This is a genomic window from Lactobacillus kefiranofaciens (assembly GCF_900103655.1).
GTDB classification, from domain to species: domain Bacteria; phylum Bacillota; class Bacilli; order Lactobacillales; family Lactobacillaceae; genus Lactobacillus; species Lactobacillus kefiranofaciens.
Map to the genome: position 1 here is coordinate 18,637 of NZ_FMXC01000020.1, position 22,657 is coordinate 41,293.

General features: G+C 39.8%; 19 protein-coding genes, 1 tRNA gene and 3 pseudogenes. 18 read left to right on the forward strand and 5 right to left on the reverse strand.

The window, feature by feature from the left end; translation table 11 throughout:
- Positions 1-450 precede the first annotated feature (450 nt).
- From dnaA to dnaB, 12 genes are all read left to right on the forward strand, one after another.
- Positions 451-1,818, forward strand: coding sequence for a chromosomal replication initiator protein DnaA (gene dnaA, locus BLP58_RS07820; protein WP_013854929.1), 1,368 nt, complete (start codon positions 451-453; stop codon positions 1,816-1,818).
- Positions 1,819-1,987: 169 nt separating this feature from the next.
- Positions 1,988-3,118 (forward strand): DNA polymerase III subunit beta, encoded by a 1,131-nt coding sequence (dnaN, locus tag BLP58_RS07825; protein ID WP_025084214.1) that lies wholly within the window; start codon positions 1,988-1,990, stop codon positions 3,116-3,118.
- Positions 3,119-3,342: 224 nt separating this feature from the next.
- Entirely contained in the window at positions 3,343-3,567 is a 225-nt protein-coding gene (yaaA, locus tag BLP58_RS07830; protein WP_013854927.1) for a S4 domain-containing protein YaaA, read from the forward strand.
- Positions 3,567-4,694: a DNA replication/repair protein RecF gene (gene recF, locus BLP58_RS07835; protein WP_013854926.1), complete on the forward strand. Its 1,128-nt coding sequence runs from the start codon at positions 3,567-3,569 to the stop codon at positions 4,692-4,694. Before yaaA ends, recF begins: the two co-directional genes overlap by 1 nt.
- Positions 4,695-6,659 carry a DNA topoisomerase (ATP-hydrolyzing) subunit B gene (gene gyrB, locus BLP58_RS07840; RefSeq protein WP_013854925.1) on the forward strand — a complete coding sequence of 655 codons (1,965 nt, stop codon included), beginning with the start codon at positions 4,695-4,697 and terminating at the stop codon, positions 6,657-6,659.
- 10 nt (positions 6,660-6,669) lie between these two features.
- Positions 6,670-9,150 (forward strand): DNA gyrase subunit A, encoded by a 2,481-nt coding sequence (gyrA, locus tag BLP58_RS07845; RefSeq protein ID WP_013854924.1) that lies wholly within the window; start codon positions 6,670-6,672, stop codon positions 9,148-9,150.
- Positions 9,151-9,367: 217 nt separating this feature from the next.
- Positions 9,368-9,664, forward strand: coding sequence for a 30S ribosomal protein S6 (gene rpsF / locus BLP58_RS07850; protein ID WP_013854923.1), 297 nt, complete (start codon positions 9,368-9,370; stop codon positions 9,662-9,664).
- Positions 9,665-9,719: 55 nt separating this feature from the next.
- Entirely contained in the window at positions 9,720-10,247 is a 528-nt protein-coding gene (ssb, locus tag BLP58_RS07855; protein WP_013854922.1) for a single-stranded DNA-binding protein, read from the forward strand.
- 25 nt (positions 10,248-10,272) lie between these two features.
- Positions 10,273-10,509 carry a 30S ribosomal protein S18 gene (rpsR, locus tag BLP58_RS07860; RefSeq protein WP_013854921.1) on the forward strand — a complete coding sequence of 79 codons (237 nt, stop codon included), beginning with the start codon at positions 10,273-10,275 and terminating at the stop codon, positions 10,507-10,509.
- A 131-nt stretch (positions 10,510-10,640) separates the two neighbouring features.
- The gene (locus tag BLP58_RS07865; protein ID WP_013854920.1) at positions 10,641-12,662 is read left to right on the forward strand and encodes a DHH family phosphoesterase; all 2,022 of its coding nucleotides are present in this window, start codon (positions 10,641-10,643) and stop codon (positions 12,660-12,662) included.
- Between the two features lie 13 nt (positions 12,663-12,675).
- Positions 12,676-13,131 (forward strand): 50S ribosomal protein L9, encoded by a 456-nt coding sequence (gene rplI / locus BLP58_RS07870; RefSeq protein WP_013854919.1) that lies wholly within the window; start codon positions 12,676-12,678, stop codon positions 13,129-13,131.
- Between the two features lie 26 nt (positions 13,132-13,157).
- Complete coding sequence (dnaB, locus tag BLP58_RS07875) at positions 13,158-14,552, forward strand: replicative DNA helicase (protein ID WP_013854918.1); 1,395 nt, start codon at positions 13,158-13,160, stop codon at positions 14,550-14,552.
- A 332-nt stretch (positions 14,553-14,884) separates the two neighbouring features.
- On the opposite strand, the gene BLP58_RS12140 is transcribed toward dnaB, so the two are convergent.
- Both BLP58_RS12140 and BLP58_RS07885 read right to left on the reverse strand, forming a co-directional pair.
- Positions 14,885-15,046 carry a hypothetical protein gene (locus tag BLP58_RS12140; RefSeq protein ID WP_013854917.1) on the reverse strand — a complete coding sequence of 54 codons (162 nt, stop codon included), beginning with the start codon at positions 15,044-15,046 and terminating at the stop codon, positions 14,885-14,887.
- A 165-nt stretch (positions 15,047-15,211) separates the two neighbouring features.
- Positions 15,212-15,997, reverse strand: a pseudogene (locus tag BLP58_RS07885) (XRE family transcriptional regulator); the annotation flags it as partial.
- A gap of 248 nt (positions 15,998-16,245) precedes the next feature.
- Between BLP58_RS07885 and BLP58_RS07890 the strand changes: the two are divergent.
- The 5 genes from BLP58_RS07890 (at position 16,246) to BLP58_RS07910 (ending at position 19,878) form a co-directional block, all read left to right on the forward strand.
- Entirely contained in the window at positions 16,246-17,184 is a 939-nt protein-coding gene (locus BLP58_RS07890) for a phosphate/phosphite/phosphonate ABC transporter substrate-binding protein (RefSeq protein ID WP_025084213.1), read from the forward strand.
- Between the two features lie 123 nt (positions 17,185-17,307).
- Entirely contained in the window at positions 17,308-18,240 is a 933-nt protein-coding gene (locus BLP58_RS07895; RefSeq protein WP_013854914.1) for a DegV family protein, read from the forward strand.
- Positions 18,241-18,365: 125 nt separating this feature from the next.
- Positions 18,366-19,244, forward strand: coding sequence for an ROK family protein (locus BLP58_RS07900; protein WP_013854913.1), 879 nt, complete (start codon positions 18,366-18,368; stop codon positions 19,242-19,244).
- Between the two features lie 157 nt (positions 19,245-19,401).
- Positions 19,402-19,569, forward strand: a complete 168-nt coding sequence (locus tag BLP58_RS07905) for a CsbD family protein (RefSeq protein ID WP_074484260.1) — start codon at positions 19,402-19,404, stop codon at positions 19,567-19,569.
- A gap of 48 nt (positions 19,570-19,617) precedes the next feature.
- On the forward strand, positions 19,618-19,878 hold the full coding sequence (locus BLP58_RS07910; RefSeq protein WP_013854911.1) for a GlsB/YeaQ/YmgE family stress response membrane protein: 261 nt from the start codon (positions 19,618-19,620) through the stop codon (positions 19,876-19,878).
- Between the two features lie 63 nt (positions 19,879-19,941).
- Here the strand turns inward: BLP58_RS07910 and BLP58_RS07915 are convergent.
- Both BLP58_RS07915 and BLP58_RS07920 read right to left on the reverse strand, forming a co-directional pair.
- A pseudogene (locus BLP58_RS07915) lies at positions 19,942-21,058 on the reverse strand (DUF2974 domain-containing protein); the annotation flags it as partial.
- Positions 21,042-21,752, reverse strand: a complete 711-nt coding sequence (locus tag BLP58_RS07920; protein ID WP_013854909.1) for an MgtC/SapB family protein — start codon at positions 21,750-21,752, stop codon at positions 21,042-21,044. The pseudogene BLP58_RS07915 and the gene BLP58_RS07920, both read right to left, overlap by 17 nt.
- A gap of 169 nt (positions 21,753-21,921) precedes the next feature.
- On the opposite strand from BLP58_RS07920, the gene BLP58_RS07925 reads away from it, so the two are divergent.
- A tRNA-Thr gene (locus BLP58_RS07925) sits at positions 21,922-21,994 on the forward strand.
- 311 nt (positions 21,995-22,305) lie between these two features.
- On the opposite strand, the pseudogene BLP58_RS07930 reads toward BLP58_RS07925, so the two are convergent.
- Positions 22,306-22,657 (reverse strand): annotated as a pseudogene (locus tag BLP58_RS07930) (IS982-like element ISLh1 family transposase); the annotation flags it as partial.

Sequence of the window (22,657 nt, forward strand, 5' to 3'; positions counted from 1 at the left end):
TGTGCCAACTGCACAATTTCTTATTAAGAATAGCACGAAAAGCAAGAAAAACCAAGTATTTATTAAAAAAAGCCTGTGCATACTTGTGTGCAATTTTTACAAAAAACGGAAAACTAAATGTGGATAAAAATAAAAATAAAATTTTTATGCAAAGATATGCACAAGGTAATTCTCAGCATTTTCCACAACTCACAGGCTGTTAAAAACTTAATTCACACCATGTGGATAACGCATATGGAATTTTAACTAGATAACTGCTAGAATAGCATTCATAGTCCACACTTGTGCTGTGCATAAAGTAACAGTTTTGCTTGTGTCATGTCAAAATGTGCATATCCCATTTGTAAATATCCACAGACTGTAGATACTGTTAATTTATTTTTCTCCTGTGGAAAACTTCTTCATCTCATGCTAAAATAAATATGCTTTTTATCAATGGGGGGATGCAATTTGTTCGACATCGAAAAATTTTGGCAGCATTTTAACGACGAAATGCGCGCTCGTTTTAATGAAGTAGCCTATAATGCATGGTTCAAAAACACCAAACCTATTTCTTACGATAAAAATACGCGTGAATTAAAAATCTTAGTACAAAATCCTATTGCTAAAGGTTACTGGGAAAAAAATCTATCTTCTCAATTAATTCAATCCGCATATGGCTATGCTGGAATTGAACTATTACCTGTATTTCAAATAAGTGAAGATGGAGATAGTCCTGAACGGCTCGTTACTCCGCAACCGCAGCATGATATTCGAATTCAACGTGAAAAAAAGGAACAAGCAGAATTCACCAAGGACCTGAAATTAAATGAAAAATATACTTTCAATAATTTCGTTCAAGGTGAAGGCAATAAATTAGCCGCCGGTGCAGCATTGGCTGTCGCAGATAGTCCCGGTAGTTTTTATAATCCTTTATTTATTTTCGGTGGAGTAGGCTTAGGAAAAACTCACTTAATGCAAGCTATTGGACATCAGATGTTGGTTGAAAGACCTAACGCAAAAGTAGTTTATATACAGAGTGAGACTTTCGTTAATGACTTTATTAATTCAATCAAAAACAAAACGCAGAACCAATTCCGCGAGAAATACAGAACTTGTGACCTGCTTTTAGTTGATGATATTCAATTCTTTGCTAAAAAAGAGGGAATTCAAGAAGAATTCTTCCATACTTTCGAAACGCTCTATAACGATCAAAAACAAATCGTGATGACCAGTGACCGCTTGCCAACTGAGATACCCGATTTATCGGAACGCTTAGTTTCGCGTTTCACTTGGGGCCTGCAAGTAGAAATTACGCCGCCAGATCTAGAAACCCGAATTGCTATTTTGCGCAGAAAAGCAGAAGCAGAAGGTCTCACAATTGACGATGATACGCTCGACTATATTGCGTCTCAAGTAGACACTAATATTAGAGAACTTGAAGGTGCACTAGTTAAAGTTCAGGCATATGCCACGATCGAAAAAGCAGATATTGATGTAAATTTGGCACGTGAAGCTTTAGTCGACTTAAAACTAGTACAAAAAAATAGGGGACTTCAAATATCCAAAATTCAGGAAGTAGTTGCTAACTACTTCCAAACTTCAACTGCTGAATTACGAGGTAAAAAACGGGTACGGCAAATAGTAGTGCCGCGGCAAATTGCAATGTTCCTTTCAAGAGAACTAACAGATGCCAGTCTACCTAAAATCGGTCAAGAATTCGGGGGCAAAGATCATACAACTGTAATGCATGCTTGTGATAAAATCAATAAGCAAATGAAAACTGATGCAGATATCAAAACTGCAGTCTTCGATTTGAAACAAATTCTCGAGCACTAAAAGTTTTCCACTGTGGATAACTCCACAAGTTTTTACACAAGTTTTTAACCGTTACAATTCCGTTATTTTAAGCTTCTTAGGAGTTTTCAACAAAAATCACAGGCCCTACTACTACTAATTAAATATATAATTAAAATAAATAAAGCTCACACAACCTTAGGAGGAAAAAATGAAGTTCACAATTAATCGTAATCTATTTATCGAGAACTTAAACAATGTAATGAGAGCCATCTCATCTAGAGCTACCATTCCTATTCTTAGTGGCATCAAATTAGCTCTAAGTGAAGATGAGTTAATCTTAACTGGAAGCGACACTGATATTTCTATCGAAATTAAAATTCCAGTAAATGAAGATTTGAATGTAGAATCTACTGGATCCATCGTCTTACCGGCTAGATTTTTTAGTGAAATCGTAAAAAAATTACCTGGTAAAGACTTTTCTTTTGAAGTTAAAGAAAGCTTTCAGACGCAAATTATTTCTGAAAACAGTGAATTCACCATTAATGGACTGGATGCCAATAATTATCCACGTTTACCCGAAATTTCAGATGCTGCCTCATTTACTATTTCAGGTAAAACGTTCCGTGAAATCATTAATGAAACGCAATTTGCTACATCCAATGATCAAACTAGAACGATTCTAACCGGTGTTCGCTTCTTCTTTAACCCAGATCATATTAAGGCTGTAGCGACCGACTCACACCGTCTGTCACAAAGAAGCATTGCATTAGAAAACGGACCGCAAGCTGAGACTGATTTGATTATTCCAGGCAAGAGTCTGCAAGAACTATCCAGAATTATCGCTGAAACTGACCCTGAAGTTAAAATTTGCCCTGGGGAAAATCAGGCATTGTTTGTAATTGGCAACCTCTCATTCTATTCACGCTTACTTGATGGGAACTACCCAGATACTGATCGTTTAATCCCAAACGAAAAAACTACTAGCGTTGAGTTTGATATTCCTGAATTGTCTAGCGCATTGGAGCGTGCAAGTTTGTTAACCCATGCGGGTCGTAGCAATGTCGTTACCTTGACGTTGAATGTGGAAAACCAAACCGCGAAATTATCAGGTAAGTCAGCCGAAATTGGTAATGTGGAAGAAGATGTTAGTTTCAGAAATCTGGAAGGAAATGATCTAGAAATTTCTTTCAACCCAGATTATATGCGTGATGCGTTAAGAGCTTCAGTAACTGATTTCGTAATTATGAACTTTACTAAGCCGCTACGTCCACTCATTATCAATCCTGATAAGGAAGATGTTGATTTTGTTCAATTAATCACACCAGTAAGAACTTATTAATTCACGTGCATTATTTTTAGTTATTTAAAAAGTCGCTCTCTTGGGCGGCTTTTCTGTTTGCCTTTAGCTCTTAAGTCCATAAAATTGTCTCTCTATTATTTTGAGGCTAAATAGTGTGAAAAGACATGATGACCAAAAAAAGCTTAAATGGCGTTAAATAGCGTTTTAAGTTTGTTATTTACTTAAAAAACTAATATAATTAAATAGTAAAAAGAGTATTGAAGGTGAGCAGTATCAAGTATTTTATAATTAAGGGCGATTACATTACCTTAGGGCAATTCCTGAAAGAAGAGAGCATCATCTCATCTGGTGGACAGGCAAAATTTTATTTGCAAGACAGCCCCGTTTCTTTAAATGGAGCACCTGAAGATCGCAGAGGTAAAAAATTGCATGTCGGTGATCGTTTGGAAATTAACGGTCAAAAATATGAGTTTCGGCAGGAAAGCTAATGTATCTTGATCATTTGACGGTACAAAACTTTCGTAATCTGAAAAAGCTAGACATTGATTTTGATCCTAACGTGAATATCTTCATTGGCAAAAACGCTCAAGGCAAGACTAATCTGCTAGAAGCAATTTATTTTTTGGCATTGACTCGTTCTAATAGAACTAGCAGTGATCGAGAGCTGATTGGTTTTGGTGGGGAATACACCAATTTACTTGGGCATGTGCAAAAGAGTCAGGTAGATCTGACTTTGCGAGTGTTAATCACCAAGAAGGGCAAAAAAGTGTGGATAAATCGAGTGGAGCAGGCCAAACTCTCCAGATATGTGGGCCAAATGAATGCCATTTTATTTTCGCCTGAGGATCTGGAATTGATTAAAGGCGCGCCTGCGCTGCGTCGCCGTTTCATGGATCAAGAATTTGGCCAGATTAATGCGGAATATTTGTACTTTGTCAGTAAGTATCGTCAGGTCTTGTTGCAAAAGAATAATTATTTAAAGCAGCTTGCTAAGAAGCAGGCGAAAGACCTGGTTTTCTTGGATGTCCTTTCAGATCAATTAGCTGGAATCGCGGCGGAGGTTATTTCTCGCCGTTTTAAATTTCTAACTTATTTGAGTCATTATGCTAGTGATACTTATGCGCATATTAGCCTAGGCAGTGAAAGATTGACCATTGCTTATCATCCGTCAGTAAGCGACATTGAAGCTGGTGATACTACTGAAGAAATCTATCAAAAGATTTTAGCTAGTTTTCAGCGCAACAAGCAATCTGAAATACGCAAAGGAACTACAACTTCGGGGCCTCATCGAGATGATATTGAGTTCAAGCTTGATGATAAAAATGCTCATTTGTACGCCTCGCAAGGACAGCAGCGAACAATTGCCTTGAGTATTAAGCTAGCTGAAATTCAACTGGTTCATCAGTTAACTGATGAATATCCGCTGCTCTTATTAGATGACGTGATGAGTGAGCTTGATCATGGTCGCCAGAGTGCGCTGCTTAATTATATTCATGGTAAAACGCAGACTTTTATTACTACCACGGATTTGGCTGGAATTTCTTGGGAAATAATCAAGAAGCCGCGCGTGTATCACATTCAATCAGGCAAAATTAGTTTGGAGAAGGAGAATTAAATGGCTGATAATTCAAAAGAAAATCTTGAAAAGGTCAAAAAATATGAAAAAGAGGCCGACAAGTATAATGCCAGTCAAATTCAGGTCTTAGGAGGCCTAGAGGCGGTTCGTAAGCGTCCTGGTATGTATATCGGTTCGACTAGTTCTCAAGGCTTGCACCATTTGGCGTGGGAAATTATTGATAACAGTATCGATGAACGCTTGGCTGGTTTTGCCACCAAAATTGAGGTTACTGTTAATGAAGATGGCAGCGTAACTGTGCAAGATGATGGTCGTGGAATTCCTGTGGATATTCAAGCAAAAACCGGACGCCCTGCATTGGAGACTGTCTTTACTGTGCTACATGCCGGCGGTAAATTTGGCGGTGGCGGATACAAAGTATCTGGTGGTTTGCACGGTGTTGGTGCTTCAGTTGTTAACGCTTTGTCCACTAAGCTTGATGTTACCGTAATGCGCGATGGCAAGAAGTATTTTATCGATTTCGATCAGGGCCGCGTTAAGGATGAAATGAAACAAATTGGTACAGTTCCTCTTGATGAGCATGGGACTATTGTGCATTTCTATCCGGACCCAGACATTTTTACCGAAACTACCACTTTCGATGACAAGATTCTGAAGAAGAGAATTCGTGAACTGGCCTTTTTGAACAAGGGATTAAAACTCACCTTTACTGACAAGCGCAAAGACAGTGCGGAAACTGATGTGTATAAGTTCGAAGGCGGGATTAAAGAATATGTTGCCTTTTTGAACAAGGGCCAAGAAGTATTATTTGACGATCCAATCTATGTAGAAAGCACTTATAACGGCATCGATGTTGAAGTGGCTTTGCAATATACTAATGGCTACAAGACGACTTTAATGACTTTTGCCAACAATATTCACACTTATGAAGGTGGGATGCACGAAGCTGGCTTTAAGACTGCGTTAACTCGTGTAGTGAATGATTATGCTCACAAAGCTAAGATCTTGAAGGACAAGGATGACAACCTTTCTGGGGAAGATATCCGTGAAGGGATGACTGCAGTTGTTTCAGTTAAACACCCTAATCCACAGTTTGAAGGACAGACTAAGACTAAGCTAGGCAACTCCGATGCTAGAACTGCTGTTGATAAGTCTTTCTCTGAAACTTTCGGTCGCTTCTTGATGGAAAATCCGTCAGTTGGGCGCAAGATTGTGGAAAAGGGCCAACTTGCTGAACGTGCTAGAACCGCTGCTAAACGTGCACGTGAAGTCACGCGGAAAAAGTCTGGTTTGGAAATTGCTAATTTGCCAGGTAAATTAGCTGATAATACTAGTAACGACCCAAGCATTTCAGAATTGTTCATCGTTGAGGGTAATTCAGCCGGTGGTTCTGCTAAGCAAGGACGTTCTCGTTTGACGCAAGCTATTTTGCCAATTCGAGGCAAGATATTGAATGTGGAAAAAGCTTCGATGGATCGAATTTTGGCTAACCAAGAAATCAGATCGTTATTCACAGCTTTAGGCACAGGCTTTGGTGCAGACTTTGATGTTTCTAAGGCTCGTTACCACAAGTTAATTATCATGACTGATGCCGATGTCGATGGTGCTCACATTAGAACGCTGCTCCTCACGCTGTTCTACAATTACATGCGTCCGATGATTGAAAAAGGATATGTTTACATCGCTCGTCCGCCTCTGTACCAAGTTCGTCAAGGCAAGGTAGTTAAATATCTTGATACTGATGAAGAATTGCATGATTATTTGGGCAGTTTGCAACCAAGTCCTAAACCGGTTGTTCAGCGTTACAAGGGGTTAGGTGAAATGGATCCAGAGCAATTGTGGGAAACTACCATGAATCCTGAAAATAGACGTCTCGACCGGGTCAGCCCAGAATATGCCAAGGATGCAGATGCTGTATTTGAATTGCTAATGGGCAATGAGGTTGCACCAAGACGCAACTTTATCCAAAAGAACGCTAAGTATGTTGAAAACTTGGATGCATAGGAGGTTTTAGATGGACGATAATCAAACTCAAGATCGTAGAATTAGAAACGTCGATCTGACCAGTATGATGCGTAGCTCCTTTTTGGACTACGCGATGTCAGTTATTGTTGCGCGTGCTTTGCCTGATGTTCGTGACGGCTTAAAGCCAGTGCAGCGTCGTATTCTTTATGGAATGAGTGAATTAGGCGTTACGCCTGACAAGCCATACAAGAAGAGTGCTAGAATCGTGGGGGAAGTTATGGGTAAATTTCACCCACACGGCGACTCCTCAATTTACTTAGCTATGGCCCATATGGCTCAAGATTTCTCATACCGTTACATGCTAGTAGATGGGCACGGCAACTTTGGTTCTGTCGATGGGGATGAACCAGCCGCAATGCGTTATACCGAAGCAAGAATGAGCAAAATCGCTGTGGAAATGTTGCGGGATATCAACAAAAACACCATTGATTGGCAAAGAAACTACGACGATACCGAAAATGAACCGGTTGTTTTGCCAGCTAGAATTCCTAACCTGTTGGTTAACGGTGCAAATGGTATTGCCGTTGGGATGACGACCAATATTCCGCCGCACAACTTAACTGAAGTAATTAGCGGTTTACACATGTTGATGAAAAATCCGGATGCGACAACTAAGGATTTGATGAAAGTTATCCCCGGTCCAGACTTCCCAACCGGTGGTATTATTATGGGCCTCGGTGGCATTTACCGTGCTTATGAAACTGGAAAGGGCAACATTGTAGTTCGCGCTAAAACCAATATTGAAACCGAAAAGAGCGGCCGTGAACGGATTATTGTCAGTGAAATTCCGTACATGGTTAACAAGGCTGAATTGGTTAAAAAGATCGCGGATTTAGCCAGAGAGAAAATTATTGATGGTATTACCGGCGTGCGGGACGAATCTGACCAGACTGGTATGCGGATCACCATTGACATTCGTAGGGATGCCAGTGCCAGCGTGGTGCTAAATAATTTGTTCAAGCAAACGCAAATGCAAGCCAATTTTGGCATGAACATGGTTGCCATCGTTGACGGTGCGCCACACTTCTTAACCTTGAAGCAAATGCTGCAATACTACTTGGATCACCAAGAAGACGTAGTAACGCGCAGAACCAAGTTTGAATTGGCTAAGGCTGAAGCCAGAGCACATATTCTGGAAGGTTTAAGAATCGCGCTGGACAATATTGACGAAATTGTCCACATTATTCGTAGCAGTCATTCTAGTGATATTGCCAAGGCAACTTTAATTAGTCGCTTCGGGCTTGATGATAAGCAGTCTCAAGCTATTTTGGACATGCGCCTTGTTCGTCTGACAGGTTTGGAACGTGACAAGGTTGAAGCAGAATACCATGACTTACAAGTTAAAATCGCAGATTACAAGGATATTTTGGCTAAACCAGAAAGAATCAACCAAATCATCTATGATGAATTGCTTGATATTCAAAAGCGTTTTGGCGACAAACGTAGAACCGAGATCGGTGCTAGCGAGGTCGTTTCGATTGAGGATGAAGATTTAATCGAAAAGCAAAACGTTTTGCTAACGGTAACGCATAATGGCTACATCAAGAGAATGCCAATTCAAGAATTTAAGACCCAAAACCGTGGTGGTAAAGGGATTAAAGGAATGGGCGTACAAGATGACGACTTTATTGAACATTTGATTTATTCAAGTACGCATGACACGCTCTTGTTCTTTACCAATGCCGGTAAGGTTTATTCCAAGAAGGCCTATGAAATTCCTGAATATGGCAGAACTGCTAAAGGATTGCCTGTAGTCAACTTGCTCCAGCTGGAAAAGGGTGAAAAGATTCAAACTGTAATCAATATTCCAGAAGGAGCAGAAGACAATTATCTGTTCTTCATTACCAAGATGGGAACGGTCAAGCGCACCCACGTCAGCAAATTTTCTAATATTAGAAATAGTGGTTTGATTGCTTTAACCCTGCGTGATGGGGATGAATTGAGCAATGTTTTGACTACTGACGGTAAGCAGAATATCTTGATTGGTACTCATTTAGGCTATGCCGTTACTTTCAATGAAAATGATGTCCGAGCTATGGGTAGAACTGCAGCCGGTGTTCGCGGTATTAACCTGCGTGAACACGACTATGTTGTTGGTTCCGGCGTCTTAGGCAGTGATGACCAGGTATTGGTAATTTCAGAAAAGGGTTACGGCAAACGTACTTCTGCCGCTGAATATCCAGTCAAAGGTCGTGGCGGTAAAGGCATTAAGACCGCCAATATCACCGAAAAGAACGGTCCACTGGCTGGCGTAATTGTAATTGAAAAGGGTAAGGACATTATGGTCATTACCACGGATGGAATTATGATTCGCTTCCACACCAAGGATGTTTCTCAAACTGGTAGAAGCACCATGGGTGTACGTTTGATCAAAGTCAACAAGGGCAGTCAAGTTGCTAGCTTAACTATTGTTCCAACTGAAGAAGAACAAGATCAAACTGGCGATGATGACAACGAAAACAATGAGTAAATAATTAAATTTACAAAAAATTTGAACTTTTGAAAAAATTATCAAACTTTTTTGCGTAATAAATAGTGAGTGGTAAAAAACACTTGGATCACGTGAAAAACTGTTTGGTAATTTTTTATTTATATGCTAGAATTAGAAATTGCGAGTAATATTTTCAATTACTCCTTGTTCTTGATTTTAGCAAGAACCATATAGTCCAAAAGGAGGTGCAATAGTCATGGCAACTACAAAGTACGAAGTAACTTACATTATCAAGCCTGATGTCGATGAAGACAGCAAGAAGGCCCTCGTAGAAAACTACGACAAGGTTATCGCTGATAACGGTGGTACTATGGTAGAATCCAAAGACTGGGGCAAGCGTCGTTTCGCATATGAAATCGAAAAGTATCGTGAAGGTACTTATCACATTATGACTTTCACTGCTGACAACGCTGACGCAGTTAACGAATTTGGCCGTTTGTCCAAGATTGACAACGCCATCTTACGTTCAATGACCGTTAAGTTAGATAAGTAATTTTTAATTTATTATCTTGAATGATATGTGATTTAGGAAAGGAAGGTACATAAGTATGATTAATAGAGTTGTACTTGTTGGCCGTTTAACACGTGATCCTGAATTGCGTACTACTGGGAGTGGAATCTCGGTTGCTACGTTTACTCTTGCTGTTGACCGTCAATTTACGAATAGCCAAGGCGAGAGAGGCGCAGACTTTATTAGCTGTGTAATTTGGAGAAAGGCCGCAGAGAACTTCTGCAACTTTACTTCCAAGGGTTCACTAGTTGGTATTGATGGCCGAATTCAGACCAGAAGTTATGATAATAAAGATGGGCAACGAGTATATGTCACCGAAGTTATTGTTGATAACTTCTCATTGCTCGAATCACGCAAGGATCGTGAAGCCCGCGGTCAAAATGGTGGTTACACACCGAATACTGGAAATAATAATGGTGCACCAAGCACTAATAATTTCCAAAATAATGGTGGATCGCAAAATAATAATCCACAGAATAATAACAATCAACAACATAAGGCGCAAGATCCATTTGCTGGTTCTGGCGATACGATTGATATTTCTGATGATGATCTTCCATTCTAATTTAATTAAGAAAGGATTCTAGAACATGGCTCAACAAAGAAGAGGTGGCCGTCGTCGTCGTAAGGTTGACTACATTGCAGCTAACCACATCGACTACGTTGACTACAAAGATGTCGATCTGTTGAAACGTTTTATCTCAGAAAGAGGTAAGATTTTACCACGTCGTGTTACTGGCACTAGTGCTAAGAACCAACGTAAAGTAGCTAATGCAATTAAGAGAGCTCGTATCATGGGCTTATTGCCATTCGTTGCTGAAGGCTAATTTAGATCGAATTTAACCAAGGGACAGGACATTAAGTTCTGTCCTTTTTTCGTATCTACTTTTTCAATCCCAGCACGTTATAAGGTATAATTGAAACTGATGTATTTCACCTTGTAATAGGAAGGATCTTCATGAAAGATTTTATACACAAGCTAGTATTGCCTGAATTTATCAAGGATTCCAGATTAACGGCTTCTGTAGCGATAATCTTAGCGCTGTCTTTGCTGGGCAGCATTATCGCGATGATCATGAATCCGTTATTCGGTTTAGCTATGGTGTTAATTTTCATTTTAACTGTAGCATTTGCAATTTATGGAACCTATATCTTAGCAGGCAATACAACCAACTTTGCAGTTAACCTGTCTTACAGGATAAAGCGTAGTGAGCAAGAAGCCATGATTAAGATGCCATTGGGGATCTTATTGTATGACTCAGATCACCAAATTCAGTGGGTGAACCCTTACTTGCAGCTTTATTTAAAAGATGATGATCTGGTTGGCCATACTATTGAGGCAGTTGACCCTAATTTAAACAAATTGCTTAATGAGGTACTGGCAGCTAAAACTTCAGAAAATCACCTTGTTGACTGGGACGGCCACCGCTTTGAGATGGTAGTTCAAGATGACTTGGGCGTCATTTATTTATTGGATATTACGCGCTATGCCAAAATTGAGGATAAATACAAGGCAGAGCGTCTGGCTATTGGGCAGATCTTTATCGATAATTACGATGAGTTAAGTGAAACAATGCATGACCAAGAATTGACTAGCATGAGTTCGTATGTGCAAAACACGTTGAGTAATTATGCTAAGAAATTTAAGGCTTATCTGAAGCGAATTGATGAAGACCATTTTTTGATCTTAGTGCATATGCAGGATCTAGCTGAGATGGAAAAAGATAAGTTTTCCGTCTTGGATAAAGTTCGTCAAGAAACGAGTCGTAATAACACGCCGCTTACCTTATCCATGGGTATTGCCTTTGGTAGCGACTCCTTGTCGGAGATTGCCAACCAGGCGCAGTCTAACTTGGATTTGGCCTTAGGTCGAGGCGGCGACCAGGTAGTTTTGCGTCAGCCGGGCAAGGATGCTCGCTTTTATGGCGGTAAGTCCAATCCGATGGAAAAACGAACTCGAGTCAGAGCTCGAATGGTTTCACAAGCAGTTAGCGAATTGTTCAAGGATGCCGATCGCGTCTTCGTTGTAGGGCATCAGCGTCCCGATATGGACTCAGTTGGTAGCGGAATCGGAATGGTAAAATTGGCGCGTCTGCATGGCGTGAAAGCTAATTTTGTCTTGGACACTAACAAGACGAATTATGATGTTGGCCGGTTAGTTACCCGAATGCAGCAGAAAAATCAGGATAAGGATATTTTTATCGATCCTGAGGTTGCGTTAGCGGAAGTATCGGATAAGTCGATGCTGGTCATGGTGGACCACTCTAAATATTCCATTACTTATTCGCAGAAATTGTACGAGCGGTTGAAAAATCGGATTATCGTAATTGACCACCACAGACGAGGTGAAGAATTCCCGGAGAATCCAATGCTGACGTATGTGGAGCCGTACGCTTCCTCAGCCTGTGAATTAGTTACGGAAATGATTGAGTATCAACAGCCAGCTAATGGCAAGCGGGTATTAACTGACCTAGAAGCCACGGCGATGCTGGCTGGGATTGTGGTTGACTCGAAGGAATTTTCACTTAGAACTGGTACCAGAACATTCGATGCGGCTAGCTACTTGCGCTCGATTGGAGCTGATTCAGCTGTGGTCAGCCTGCTCTTAAAAGAAGATATCGACAGCTTCCTTGAAAAGACGCATTTGGTAGCTACATTGAAGATGGTCAAACCTCATATGGCCGTTTTATGTGGACCGGATAATAAGATCATTGATCCGATTATTACCGCCCAGGCTGCTGATACGGCGCTTGATTTGGAAAATGTGGGTGCCAGTTTTGCCATTACGCGGCGCAGCTCTGATACAATTGGTATCTCAGCGCGGTCAATGGGCAAGATCAACGTCCAGATTATCATGGAAAAGCTTGGCGGTGGTGGACATCTTTCTAATGCGGCAACGCAGATCAAAGATGTTACTATTGAAGAAGCGAGAGCAAAATTGCTGCAGGCAATTGATGAATATGAACAAGAAAACGATTAGGAGGAAAAGAAATATGAAGGTTATTTTTACACAAGACGTTAGAGGTCGCGGCAAGCGTGGACAAGTTAAGAACGTGCCAGATGGTTATGCACAAAACTACTTGATCAAGCGTGGTTTAGCTAAGGCAGCCACTAAGGTCAATATGAACACCTTGAAGCGTGTAGAAGCTAATGAAAAGGCCGCTTATGAAGCTGAAAAAGCTGAAGCCGAGAAGATCAAGGCAGAACTCGAAAAAGACGAGACAATCGTTAACTTCAAGTCAAAGGCTGGTACTGACTCACGTTTATTTGGCTCAATCTCTAGCAAGAAGATTGTTGAAGGCCTTGAGAAGCAATACGGCATTAAGGTTGATAAGCGTAAGCTTAACTTGCCTGAACCAATTAAGACATTAGGCTACACCAACGTTCACGCTAAGTTGTTCAAGGGCGTTGAAGCAACTATTCGTGTTCACGTTACTGAACAAGATTAATTTAATTAAAAAAGTGGTTGTGATTGATGGATAATATCGTTTCTCAACAAATTCCGCATGATTCTGATGCTGAAAAAGCTGTTCTGGGTGCGATTTTTATCGATCCAGAAGCAATTGCCGATGCTAGTGCGGTAGTTCAGCCGGAAGATTTTTATGAGCGGGCTAATCAGATTGTCTTTCAAGCAATGCTGGAATTGTCTGATCGCGGGGATGCAATTGATCCGCTGACTCTGCAGGATGAATTAAAAAAGCGTAATCAGTTAGATGATATTGGTGGGATTGGCTATGTTTCAGAATTAGCCATGGCCACGCCAACGGCGGCGCATGTAACATATTATGCACAGATTGTGCACAGAAAGGCTTTGCTTAGGAGATTAATTTCTGCCAGTCAAAAAATTATTTCCACGGCAATAGACGGTTCAGATGATGTGACTGATATTCTTGATGACGCCGAAAGCGAGATCATGAATGTCTCTTCTGAAAATAATACAGGTGGCTTCAGGACGATCAAGGATGTCGTTAATTCTACATTAAGCGAGATCAACAGTATCCCTAATGATGGCAATGCAGTTACCGGGTTAGCAACGGGCTTTACTGAACTGGATAAGATGACTACCGGATTTCATGATGATGAACTGATTATTATCGCGGCTCGTCCTGGTGTAGGTAAGACTTCATTTGCGCTAAATGTGGCGCAATATGTAGGGCTGCATACTGAAAATACAGTAGCCATGTTTTCTCTAGAAATGAGTGGCGAGCAGTTGGTGCAGAGAATGCTGGCCTCTGAAGGGCTAATTGATTCTCAGCACTTGCGGACTGGTCAACTAGATGAAGATGAGTGGAAAAAGTTGGTTGTTGCAGCTGGGTCGTTAGCTAATACCAGTATTTTTATTGATGATACGCCAGGAATTAAGATGAGTGAGATCCGAGCAAAATCGCGGCGGTTGGCTAAGGAAAAGGGCAATTTAGGCTTGATCGTAATCGACTACTTGCAGCTGATTGAAGGACCAAGAAGCGAATCACGGCAGCAAGAAGTTTCCGCAATTTCGCGTCAGTTAAAGAAGCTGGCTAAGGAACTTCACGTGCCCGTTATTGCCCTTTCTCAGTTATCACGGTCAGTAGAGCAGAGACAAGATAAACGGCCTGTATTGTCCGATATTCGTGAATCTGGATCAATTGAACAGGATGCCGATATCGTCTCCTTCTTATATCGTGATGACTATTATCGTGATGAGCCAGAAGACGGTGAAAATAGTGGCAGTCAAGATGAAGTAGGTGCCGAAGACGATAATGGCGAAGTGGAAGTCATTATCGAAAAGAACCGTTCAGGTAGTCGGGGCACTGTTAAATTGATGTTCTCTAAGCCGTTTAACCGATTCTCAAATCTGGATTATGCGCATGATGATCCGAATGGTAATTAAATATTTAGGGGTGTTCAGTAAAATGAACGCCTTTTTTGATATGAAAATAAAAAGACTTGCAATAAAAAATTACTGCAAATCTTTTTGAAAGTTTAATCTAAGAGTGTTTGTGAAATTTTATTATTATCCAGTTAATTAGATAAAAAGTTGAAATTAAAATAAATTGAATTTTTAATTCCAAAATAAATAGTGGAAAGCAAAACAAAACGGAAAATAATAAGATAATTGCGTAGATTCCTTCTAGTGTTAGAAAAAACCTATTTCTTTTTCTATTTTTTAATATTGCTAGTACTGTTTTTTCATTCACAAGATCACTCCTAACAATTATGAAACTAAGACCAAGTTAAATAGGGAATGGTCCATCTAATTGGAACACCCAAAAGCCAATGGTCAGAGTTAATGACATTTTCCTTTAATACGACAGTTGCCACTATTGCAATAGTGGCAAATACTACTAATAAAATTAATAATGTGCTTTGTTTGATTTTTAACATAATTAATTATCTTCCTGATAGTTTTCAAAGCTTTTAGTTCTCAGCTGGGATGAGAATAGGTAATTGCCACCACATTACTGTGCAACCTCCTTTCTTATTACTACATGCTTAAATACTACTCCCAATGTTTTGAATAAATTATCTTTGTATCATATAGTGTACAAATTATTTTGGCCAAGTTTGAATTAAATCCTCGTAACCATATTTTTTCATTTCATTTCTAATATTCTGTGCGCCTTCTCGGTTACCTGAAAGTAAGTTTTTTAAGTATAGGCAGGCAATTTTATAAAGTAAAAAATGAATAGTAGGTTTCGAATCCATAATGAAGTCGATTATTTCTTTAATATGTGCTGTTTGAAATTGTTTTGGGGTAAGTTTTCTATCATAGCAGATGGATAAATAATTTTCGAAAATACGTAGATATCTTTCTTGCTCTAATTCAGAAGGATTTTTATTATTTTTAGCTCTAGCAAGTAGTCTATTGATGAAAAATGCTAAGCTTTCTTGATGCCATAATGGCATTGTATTCGTGAAGAGACGTAGTGATTCAGGATTAGTCATCCAATTTTGCTCGTCATTAAATTCAACGAGTAAATCTGCTTTTATTTGAGGATCAACTTGCTTTAATTCGTCTTTTAGATTAGCTACGGATATCATGGCTCTCAATTTCAAAATTTTGGAATGAGACTGCGATAAAATTTCTTGGTAGCATGATTCTATTTCGTCAATTTTTCCTCTATTAAAAGCTTGTTCCATTTTACTATTTAAATTTGATTCGATCTTTTTTTGCTTTGAAATATAGGTTGGTCGTAATAGTTGATAAAAGTAAGCGACATCAACATCATATTCAAAAAGAATTTTTGCTAATTTGTCTGCACTAATTCTGCTTTTTCCTGCTTCAACTTTGGCATAAAAAGGACGAGTGACAATGTCAGCCGCCATTTGTTTTTGAGTAAGATATAATTCTTATCTAATTTTGTGTAATGCTTGTCCTATAGTCATAAAAAATCCTTTCTAATCTATATTGATCATTATAAGCAATAAAATTATTTTTTATTTATCAATCCAGTATATATGAATATTTAAAGCAAAAATAATTATAATTGTTTGTATTTTATATTGAATAATACCAATTTTTCTGCTATACCTATTAGTATAAAATGTAATTCACGAATATACTTATGGAGGGAAAATAAGTGGTGAAATTCAAAAAAGTATTAGTTGGTGCGTTGGCAGTGTTAGCTACCGTTTCGCTTGCCGCATGTTCAAACAATAAGAAGAGTTCATCTTCATCAAATGAACCTAAAGAATTGAATGTTGAATTCGTACCAAGTACGCAAGCCAACAAGATGGAAGCCAAAGCCAAGCCATTAGGTACGCTGCTCCAAAAGCAACTTCATATTCCAGTCCACGTCACGGTCTCTACCGACTATAGTGGTCTAGTTGAAGCAATGTCATCTAAGAAGGTAGACGTTGGTTTCATGCCACCATATTCATATATTTTGGCGCATAAGCGTGGGATTGCAGATGTGCTTTTGCAAGCAGAACGTTACGGCTACGATGAACCATCAGGCAAGATGAACCATACTTTAATGCACAAATATCGCGGCATGATCGTTGTTAAGAAGGGCTCAAAGATTAAGTCCTGGAAAGATCTAAAGGGCAAAAAGATTGCCATCGACGATCCAAGTTCTGCATCCGGTTATGTTTACCCAGTTGCGGAACTTTACAAGAAGGGTTTGAATGTCACCAAAGACTGCAAGCTCGTCAACATTAAGGGTGACGATCAGGAAGTTCTTTCAGTCTTAAACGGTGATGTCGATGCCGCATTTGTCTTCTCTGATGCACGTAATATTGCTGCTAAGGATGACAAGAAGGCAATGACGGACGTTGTGCCAATCTACTTCACCCAGTGGATCCCTAATGACACTATTGCGGTTAGAAAAGATATGCCTGAAAAATTCAGAAAGAAGTTAGCTAAGGCATTTAAGAATATCGCTAAGTCGAAGAAAGGCAACAAGATTATTGAAAGTATCTACAACCACTACGGTTATGTTGATGCTAAGGATTCAGACTTTGATGGCTTGCGTGAATACCAAAAGATTGTCAACAAGGCTACCGGCACTAATAACAAATAAAAAACTGATTTGAAGTTAAAAGCCACTTTTTAGATCTATTCTAGAAAGTGGTTTTTGCAATCCTCTTTTTTCTTTACTAACTATCAAGTAGAATAGGTATAACGATCGAAGGGGGACTTATTTATGAAGATTGCCGTTTTAACAGATAGTTCGGCTTACTTAACCAAAGAGCAACAAGAAAAATACCAGATCGATGTTTTGCCAATTCCAATTATCTGGGACGGTAAAACTTATCGCGATTTGATCGATATTGGCTATGAGGAGTTTTATCAAAAACTAGCTCAAGCAACCAATTTGCCTACTACTTCTCAACCAGCAATTGGTGACTTAAAAAAGAAAATTGATGAGTATGTTGATCAAGGTTACACCGATGTGATTATTGTTAGCATTTCTAGTGGACTTTCAAGCTATTACTCTACTGTGATGAGCGTGGCTAGAGAAGAAAACAGAATTAAGATTCACCCATTTGATAGCAAGATTACATGTGCTGGCGAAGCAGATTTTGCGATGCTAGCAGGGCGACTAGTTGAGGCAGGAGCGGACGTAGATCTGATTATGCATGATCTTATCGATTTGCAAAAAACGATGGATGTGCGCTTTATGGTAGATGATTTGAGTCACTTGAAACGCACTGGCCGCTTATCTAATGCCGCTAGCTTTGTTGGAACCTTGTTCAAGATTAAGCCAATTTTATCAATTGACGTGCAGGGAGAAGGTCATATCTCTGCAATTGCCAAGGAACGCCAAACTAAGCGAGCTTATAAGCATATTCAAGATGACTTTGATAATCTGACTAAGAACATGCCCTATGAGATTCAATGCACGATCTTTGATTCGCTTGATCCAGAGCAAAAGAAAAAATGGGTTGAAGACTATAGTGCCAAGTCTCCGAAGTATAAGTTTGATAACAGCATCATTGGCCCAGTGGTCGGTGTACACGTGGGCAAAGGTACAATGGCGATGATCTGGTGCCGCGACCTCGATGATTATTTTGATGAAAATGGTCAACCTGTTAAAGATATTAAGTCAAAAGAAGTTGCGGATGAAACAAAATAAATTATAAGTAAACAAATCTAGTTACATACACATAAAAGCCCTTACACCTAAGGACTTTTTTCTTTATAATAAGTGCAGCACAAAAACTATTTGGAGAAAGAAACTTACAAGAAAAGGATGAGAATATGGCAGAAAAGAAATATGTCGGCAGTATTGAAGCCGGCGGTACCAAATTTATTGTAGCAGTACAAGATGTGGAAAGTGGCAAGGAAGTTGCCCGCGACAGAATTCCTACTACCACCAATAAGGAAACCTTGCAAAAGTCTGCAGACTTCTTTAAAAAGCACCCGGTAGATGCATTAGGCATCGGTACCTTTGGTCCCATTGACATCAACCCTAAGTCTCGTACTTTTGGTTATATTTTGGACACTCCAAAGCCAGGCTGGTCTGGGACTAATGTCAAAGGTTTCTTTGAAAAAGAACTCGGCATTCCTGTAGTAATGACTACCGACGTTAATGCATCTTGCTACGGTGAATATGTTGCCCGCGGCCGCGATGATTCTAAGAGCTACTTCTACGCAACTGTTGGTACTGGCGTAAGTGCCGGGATTGTACAAGCAGGCAAGCTTTTAGGTCTAAACCATCACCCTGAGATGGGCCACATGTTAGTGCGTCGCTACCCTGGCGATGACTACAAGGGTGCTTGTCCATTCCACAATGATGCTTGTGTTGAAGGAATGGCTGCGGGTCCAAGTCTTGAAGGCAGAACTGGTATCCCTGGTGAAAAATTATCTCGCGACAACAAGGTCTTCACTTACTCCGCATATTACATTGCTCAAATGCTTTTTAATGTTTACATGGCAGCACGTCCTGATGTAATGATTGTTGGTGGTTCAGTTTTAAACGAAGATGATCTGGTTAAGGTAAGAGAATTTTTCAATAAATTCAACAATAACTATGTAGCAATCCCAGATTTGAATGACCTGATCGTACGTCCAGCCGTTGCTCACAACGGATCTGCTACCTTGGGCGACTTTGAGCTTGCTAAGAATTTGCTTAAGTAAAGATATATAAGAACTAACTAAGTATATAATAGAAAGACTCCACTTATTAAGAAAGACGTAAGGGAGTCTTTTTTTATATCCTTTTTTGACTTAATCCTGTAGTATAGACTATATAAAGCTAATAGATTTATCTGAATTATAGAAAGGGATCATGACAATGAATAAGACAGATAATGGCTTAAAAGACAAAGTTGTCGGCAAAGTGAAAGAAGTCGAAGGTAAGGTTACCGGCGACAAGATTCGCGAAGCCCAAGGCAAAGCTCAACAGGCAAAAGGCAAGATCAAAGATAAGGCTAAGAGGCTGAAGGAAGATCTTGAACATTAAAACATTGACAAACTAACAGAGCTATTAGAAAGAAAAAAGGTGATACTCATGTTACACTGGATTTGGGTTTTAATTGTAGGAGCTATTATTGGCGCTATTGCTGGTGCTACCACTGGCAGAGGCGGTGCAATGGGTTGGCTTGCTAATATTTTAGCTGGTTTAATCGGCTCATCTCTTGGTCAAGCAATCTTTGGCGAATGGGGACCAAACGTAGCAGGTATGGCAATCGTGCCATCGCTGCTAGGAGCAATTATTTTAGTGCTGGTTGTTTCATTCGTATTATGGATGCTCAATAGAAGAACTGACTAAGAACTAAAATTGAATAATAAAAAAGGGCACGCAATGTGTCCTTTTTGTGTTTCATGTGAAACTTTACTTCTTTTTCTCTGCTTCTTTTTCTGCTATAAATCGTCTTTTGATCTCGTCAGGCAAAATGCTTGGCACCGTAGTGTCATAAAATTCAAAGAAAATCGGTGCCTTCTTTGAATCATTGCTCTTGGGATACATGGCAAAATCCGTCTCAGAAAATGGCAAACTAATGTTGCCACGAATGGCGTTGATAATTTCGCCGAGCATATGCAAAAAGTATTTTCGCGTTTCCGGTGGCAGCGACATAATTACTCGGCTGAAGCGAACGGTACCCAATAATTTGTGCGCAGTGATTTGAAAGACATCGGTAATGTTCAATTCATCGAAGGCTTGAAAAAGTGCGTCCCATAATTCACCGCGCTGCTTATCAGGAATAGTATGGTTAAAATCAATAAAGGAATGACGCAAAGAACGAGCTCCTGAAGATAAACTATCAGCTAAAACGAAGCTATCTCGACCCACGCTCCATCTGCGCGGATCGTGTTGCTGTACCATTGGTGCCGTGCTTTTAACAATAATTACGCGTTCAGGATGATCCAGCATGGTACCGATGATAGAGCTTTCTGGCAGATAAGTCTTCATCTTGGCTTCAGCGCGCACGAAGCCGGGGGCCTTCCAGACCTGGTGAAAAAATCCGGGTCCGTCAAAACTGAGTGCACGAATGATGCGGTCTTGCAACTCCGGTTCAGCCACGCTTAATGCATATTCGGCATAGTTGCCACCTTTAGAGTGACCAGCTAAGTAGATTTTGTCATTAGGATATTTTTGTGCGATTTCTCTCAGGTAATCAGCCGCCACGTCTTGACCGTAGGCCTTAGGCATATAGTTCATGTTCATGTCTTCATTCCAACCGATCAATGAGCTGTCAGTACCGCGGTAGACAATGATGATCGTATCGGCAGTTAAGCGAAAAGTGGCCGCGGTAAATTGAAGAGGATAAGGATCTGTCTCTAAGCGATTGGTCCAGTTTAAAATCTGGAGTTCGCCTAAACGAGGACTTTGAGGTAAAAGCAAGACTTGTGAGCCGGCTAAATCTTGCATTTGAACCTGAAATGAAGGTAAGATGCGTAGCTTTTCCGCTACTTCTTTTAAAGTTGTGTCCCTTAGCCGTTCGATCTACCGCCACGCGTGTAACTGATTCGATCGATATCAGGGTACTTTCTTAAAGACATGATGATCTTATTTTCATCAAGCTTATTATTGATTACGCCGTCTACATAGAATACAATCCATTTTTCACTAACATCGAGAATCTTAATTGAGATATTCTCAACATGACTGTTCTCTAATTCTTTTTGAATACGAGAAAGAATCCGTGGTGTATTCGCGGCTTCAATCTGGATGTTGAAGCGAATGTGCGGGGTAATCTTGCTAATGATCATATCATCGTGGAAGAGCATCTGGATTAAGAAAAGCAGAGCCGTTGAAAGAATGCCCATGAAGTACATCCCAGCACCGATGGCCATCCCGATTGCGGCAGTGGCCCAGACGCCGGCAGCTGTAGTTAGACCAGAAATTTGTTCTTTTCTCACCAAAATCGTGCCGGCACCGATAAAGGAAATACCGGTAACGATCTGGGCGGCGATTCTTGATGGGTCCAGCGCGATATCTCGCATGTTCAATATGTCATTGAAGCCGTACTTAGAAACAATCATAAAAAGTGCGGATGCAATCGCTACTACAATGTGGGTTCGGATACCGGCGCTTTTTCTCTGAATTGCCCGTTCGTAACCAATCACGCCACCACAGAGGGCGGCAACAACAATTCTAAGTAGCCAATCCAATTCAGTAGAAATTGGAGCTAATGTCTGCATCAAATCACTCCTTATTTGGATAATCTATAAATGTTACATTATAATTCTAACGTAAATAAGTTGATTTGACAGTTTTCCAAACTTTTTTAACTTTTTTTGCAAAAAGACTTGCACAAGTCTAGTTCATATGGTTTAATAAATACTGTTGTTGATGAAGCAACACAGAGTTGCTGACTTAGCTCAGTTGGCAGAGCACCTCACTAGTAATGAGGAGGTCGGAAGTTCGAGCCTTCTAGTCAGCATTAGAAATACGTTTAAGTCTTTCAAAGAAGTTCAACAAAGCTTGATTTGAAAGGCTTTTTTGTTACTTTGAACTAATGTGAAATTCTTTGAAATAATAAGGCTTTTTTTGAAATTAACACAATTCAAACACACAGATAAAATGCATGTGTTTAGAGTGTGTTTGAGTAAAATTTGAGAGTGCTAAATATGGCGATTTAACAGGCTTTAAAGCCTGTTTTTTATTGTGTTAAATTATTAACCATCAGAGCATTTTAGTTAAAAATAAGTAAGTGACTTTTAGGCTAATATGTATAATATAATACGCGTGGTGCTAGTTAAATCGTTCTAGACAATAAGCCAAATTATAAGCTAAAATTGCAATTTCTAACCGGCTTTGAAAGCCTATCAGACTACGTGCTCGATTGTTCTCGGCATTGTAATAGGTCAGAAGCGAAAAGTCGCTTTCAATTGTTCTGCGAATAGCCATCAATTGATGATCATTGTGCTTTTTAGCTCCTGTCATATTTTTACGATATGGTGTCCAAAGTTCATAACCCATTTGTTTTAGCTGTTGATGCAGTTCTTTGCCTAAATAGCCTTCGTCGCCAAGAAGATAGTAATTAGATGGATGGGTATTTTCCATCAGTTCAACTGTCTCCCTGGCATCATGAACTGATGCTTTT

Coding starts and splice junctions, on each gene's coding strand:
- BLP58_RS07900 (WP_013854913.1), top strand. CDS start 18,366: ATGGCAGAAAAGAAATATGTCGGCAGTATTGAAGCCGGCGGTACCAAA.
- rplI (WP_013854919.1), top strand. CDS start 12,676: ATGAAGGTTATTTTTACACAAGACGTTAGAGGTCGCGGCAAGCGTGGA.
- BLP58_RS12140 (WP_013854917.1), bottom strand. CDS start 15,046: ATGTTAAAAATCAAACAAAGCACATTATTAATTTTATTAGTAGTATTT.
- gyrA (WP_013854924.1), top strand. CDS start 6,670: ATGGACGATAATCAAACTCAAGATCGTAGAATTAGAAACGTCGATCTG.
- BLP58_RS07910 (WP_013854911.1), top strand. CDS start 19,618: ATGTTACACTGGATTTGGGTTTTAATTGTAGGAGCTATTATTGGCGCT.
- BLP58_RS07905 (WP_074484260.1), top strand. CDS start 19,402: ATGAATAAGACAGATAATGGCTTAAAAGACAAAGTTGTCGGCAAAGTG.
- BLP58_RS07895 (WP_013854914.1), top strand. CDS start 17,308: ATGAAGATTGCCGTTTTAACAGATAGTTCGGCTTACTTAACCAAAGAG.
- gyrB (WP_013854925.1), top strand. CDS start 4,695: ATGGCTGATAATTCAAAAGAAAATCTTGAAAAGGTCAAAAAATATGAA.
- BLP58_RS07865 (WP_013854920.1), top strand. CDS start 10,641: ATGAAAGATTTTATACACAAGCTAGTATTGCCTGAATTTATCAAGGAT.
- BLP58_RS07920 (WP_013854909.1), bottom strand. CDS start 21,752: ATGCAGACATTAGCTCCAATTTCTACTGAATTGGATTGGCTACTTAGA.
- dnaN (WP_025084214.1), top strand. CDS start 1,988: ATGAAGTTCACAATTAATCGTAATCTATTTATCGAGAACTTAAACAAT.
- ssb (WP_013854922.1), top strand. CDS start 9,720: ATGATTAATAGAGTTGTACTTGTTGGCCGTTTAACACGTGATCCTGAA.
- recF (WP_013854926.1), top strand. CDS start 3,567: ATGTATCTTGATCATTTGACGGTACAAAACTTTCGTAATCTGAAAAAG.
- dnaB (WP_013854918.1), top strand. CDS start 13,158: ATGGATAATATCGTTTCTCAACAAATTCCGCATGATTCTGATGCTGAA.
- rpsR (WP_013854921.1), top strand. CDS start 10,273: ATGGCTCAACAAAGAAGAGGTGGCCGTCGTCGTCGTAAGGTTGACTAC.
- rpsF (WP_013854923.1), top strand. CDS start 9,368: ATGGCAACTACAAAGTACGAAGTAACTTACATTATCAAGCCTGATGTC.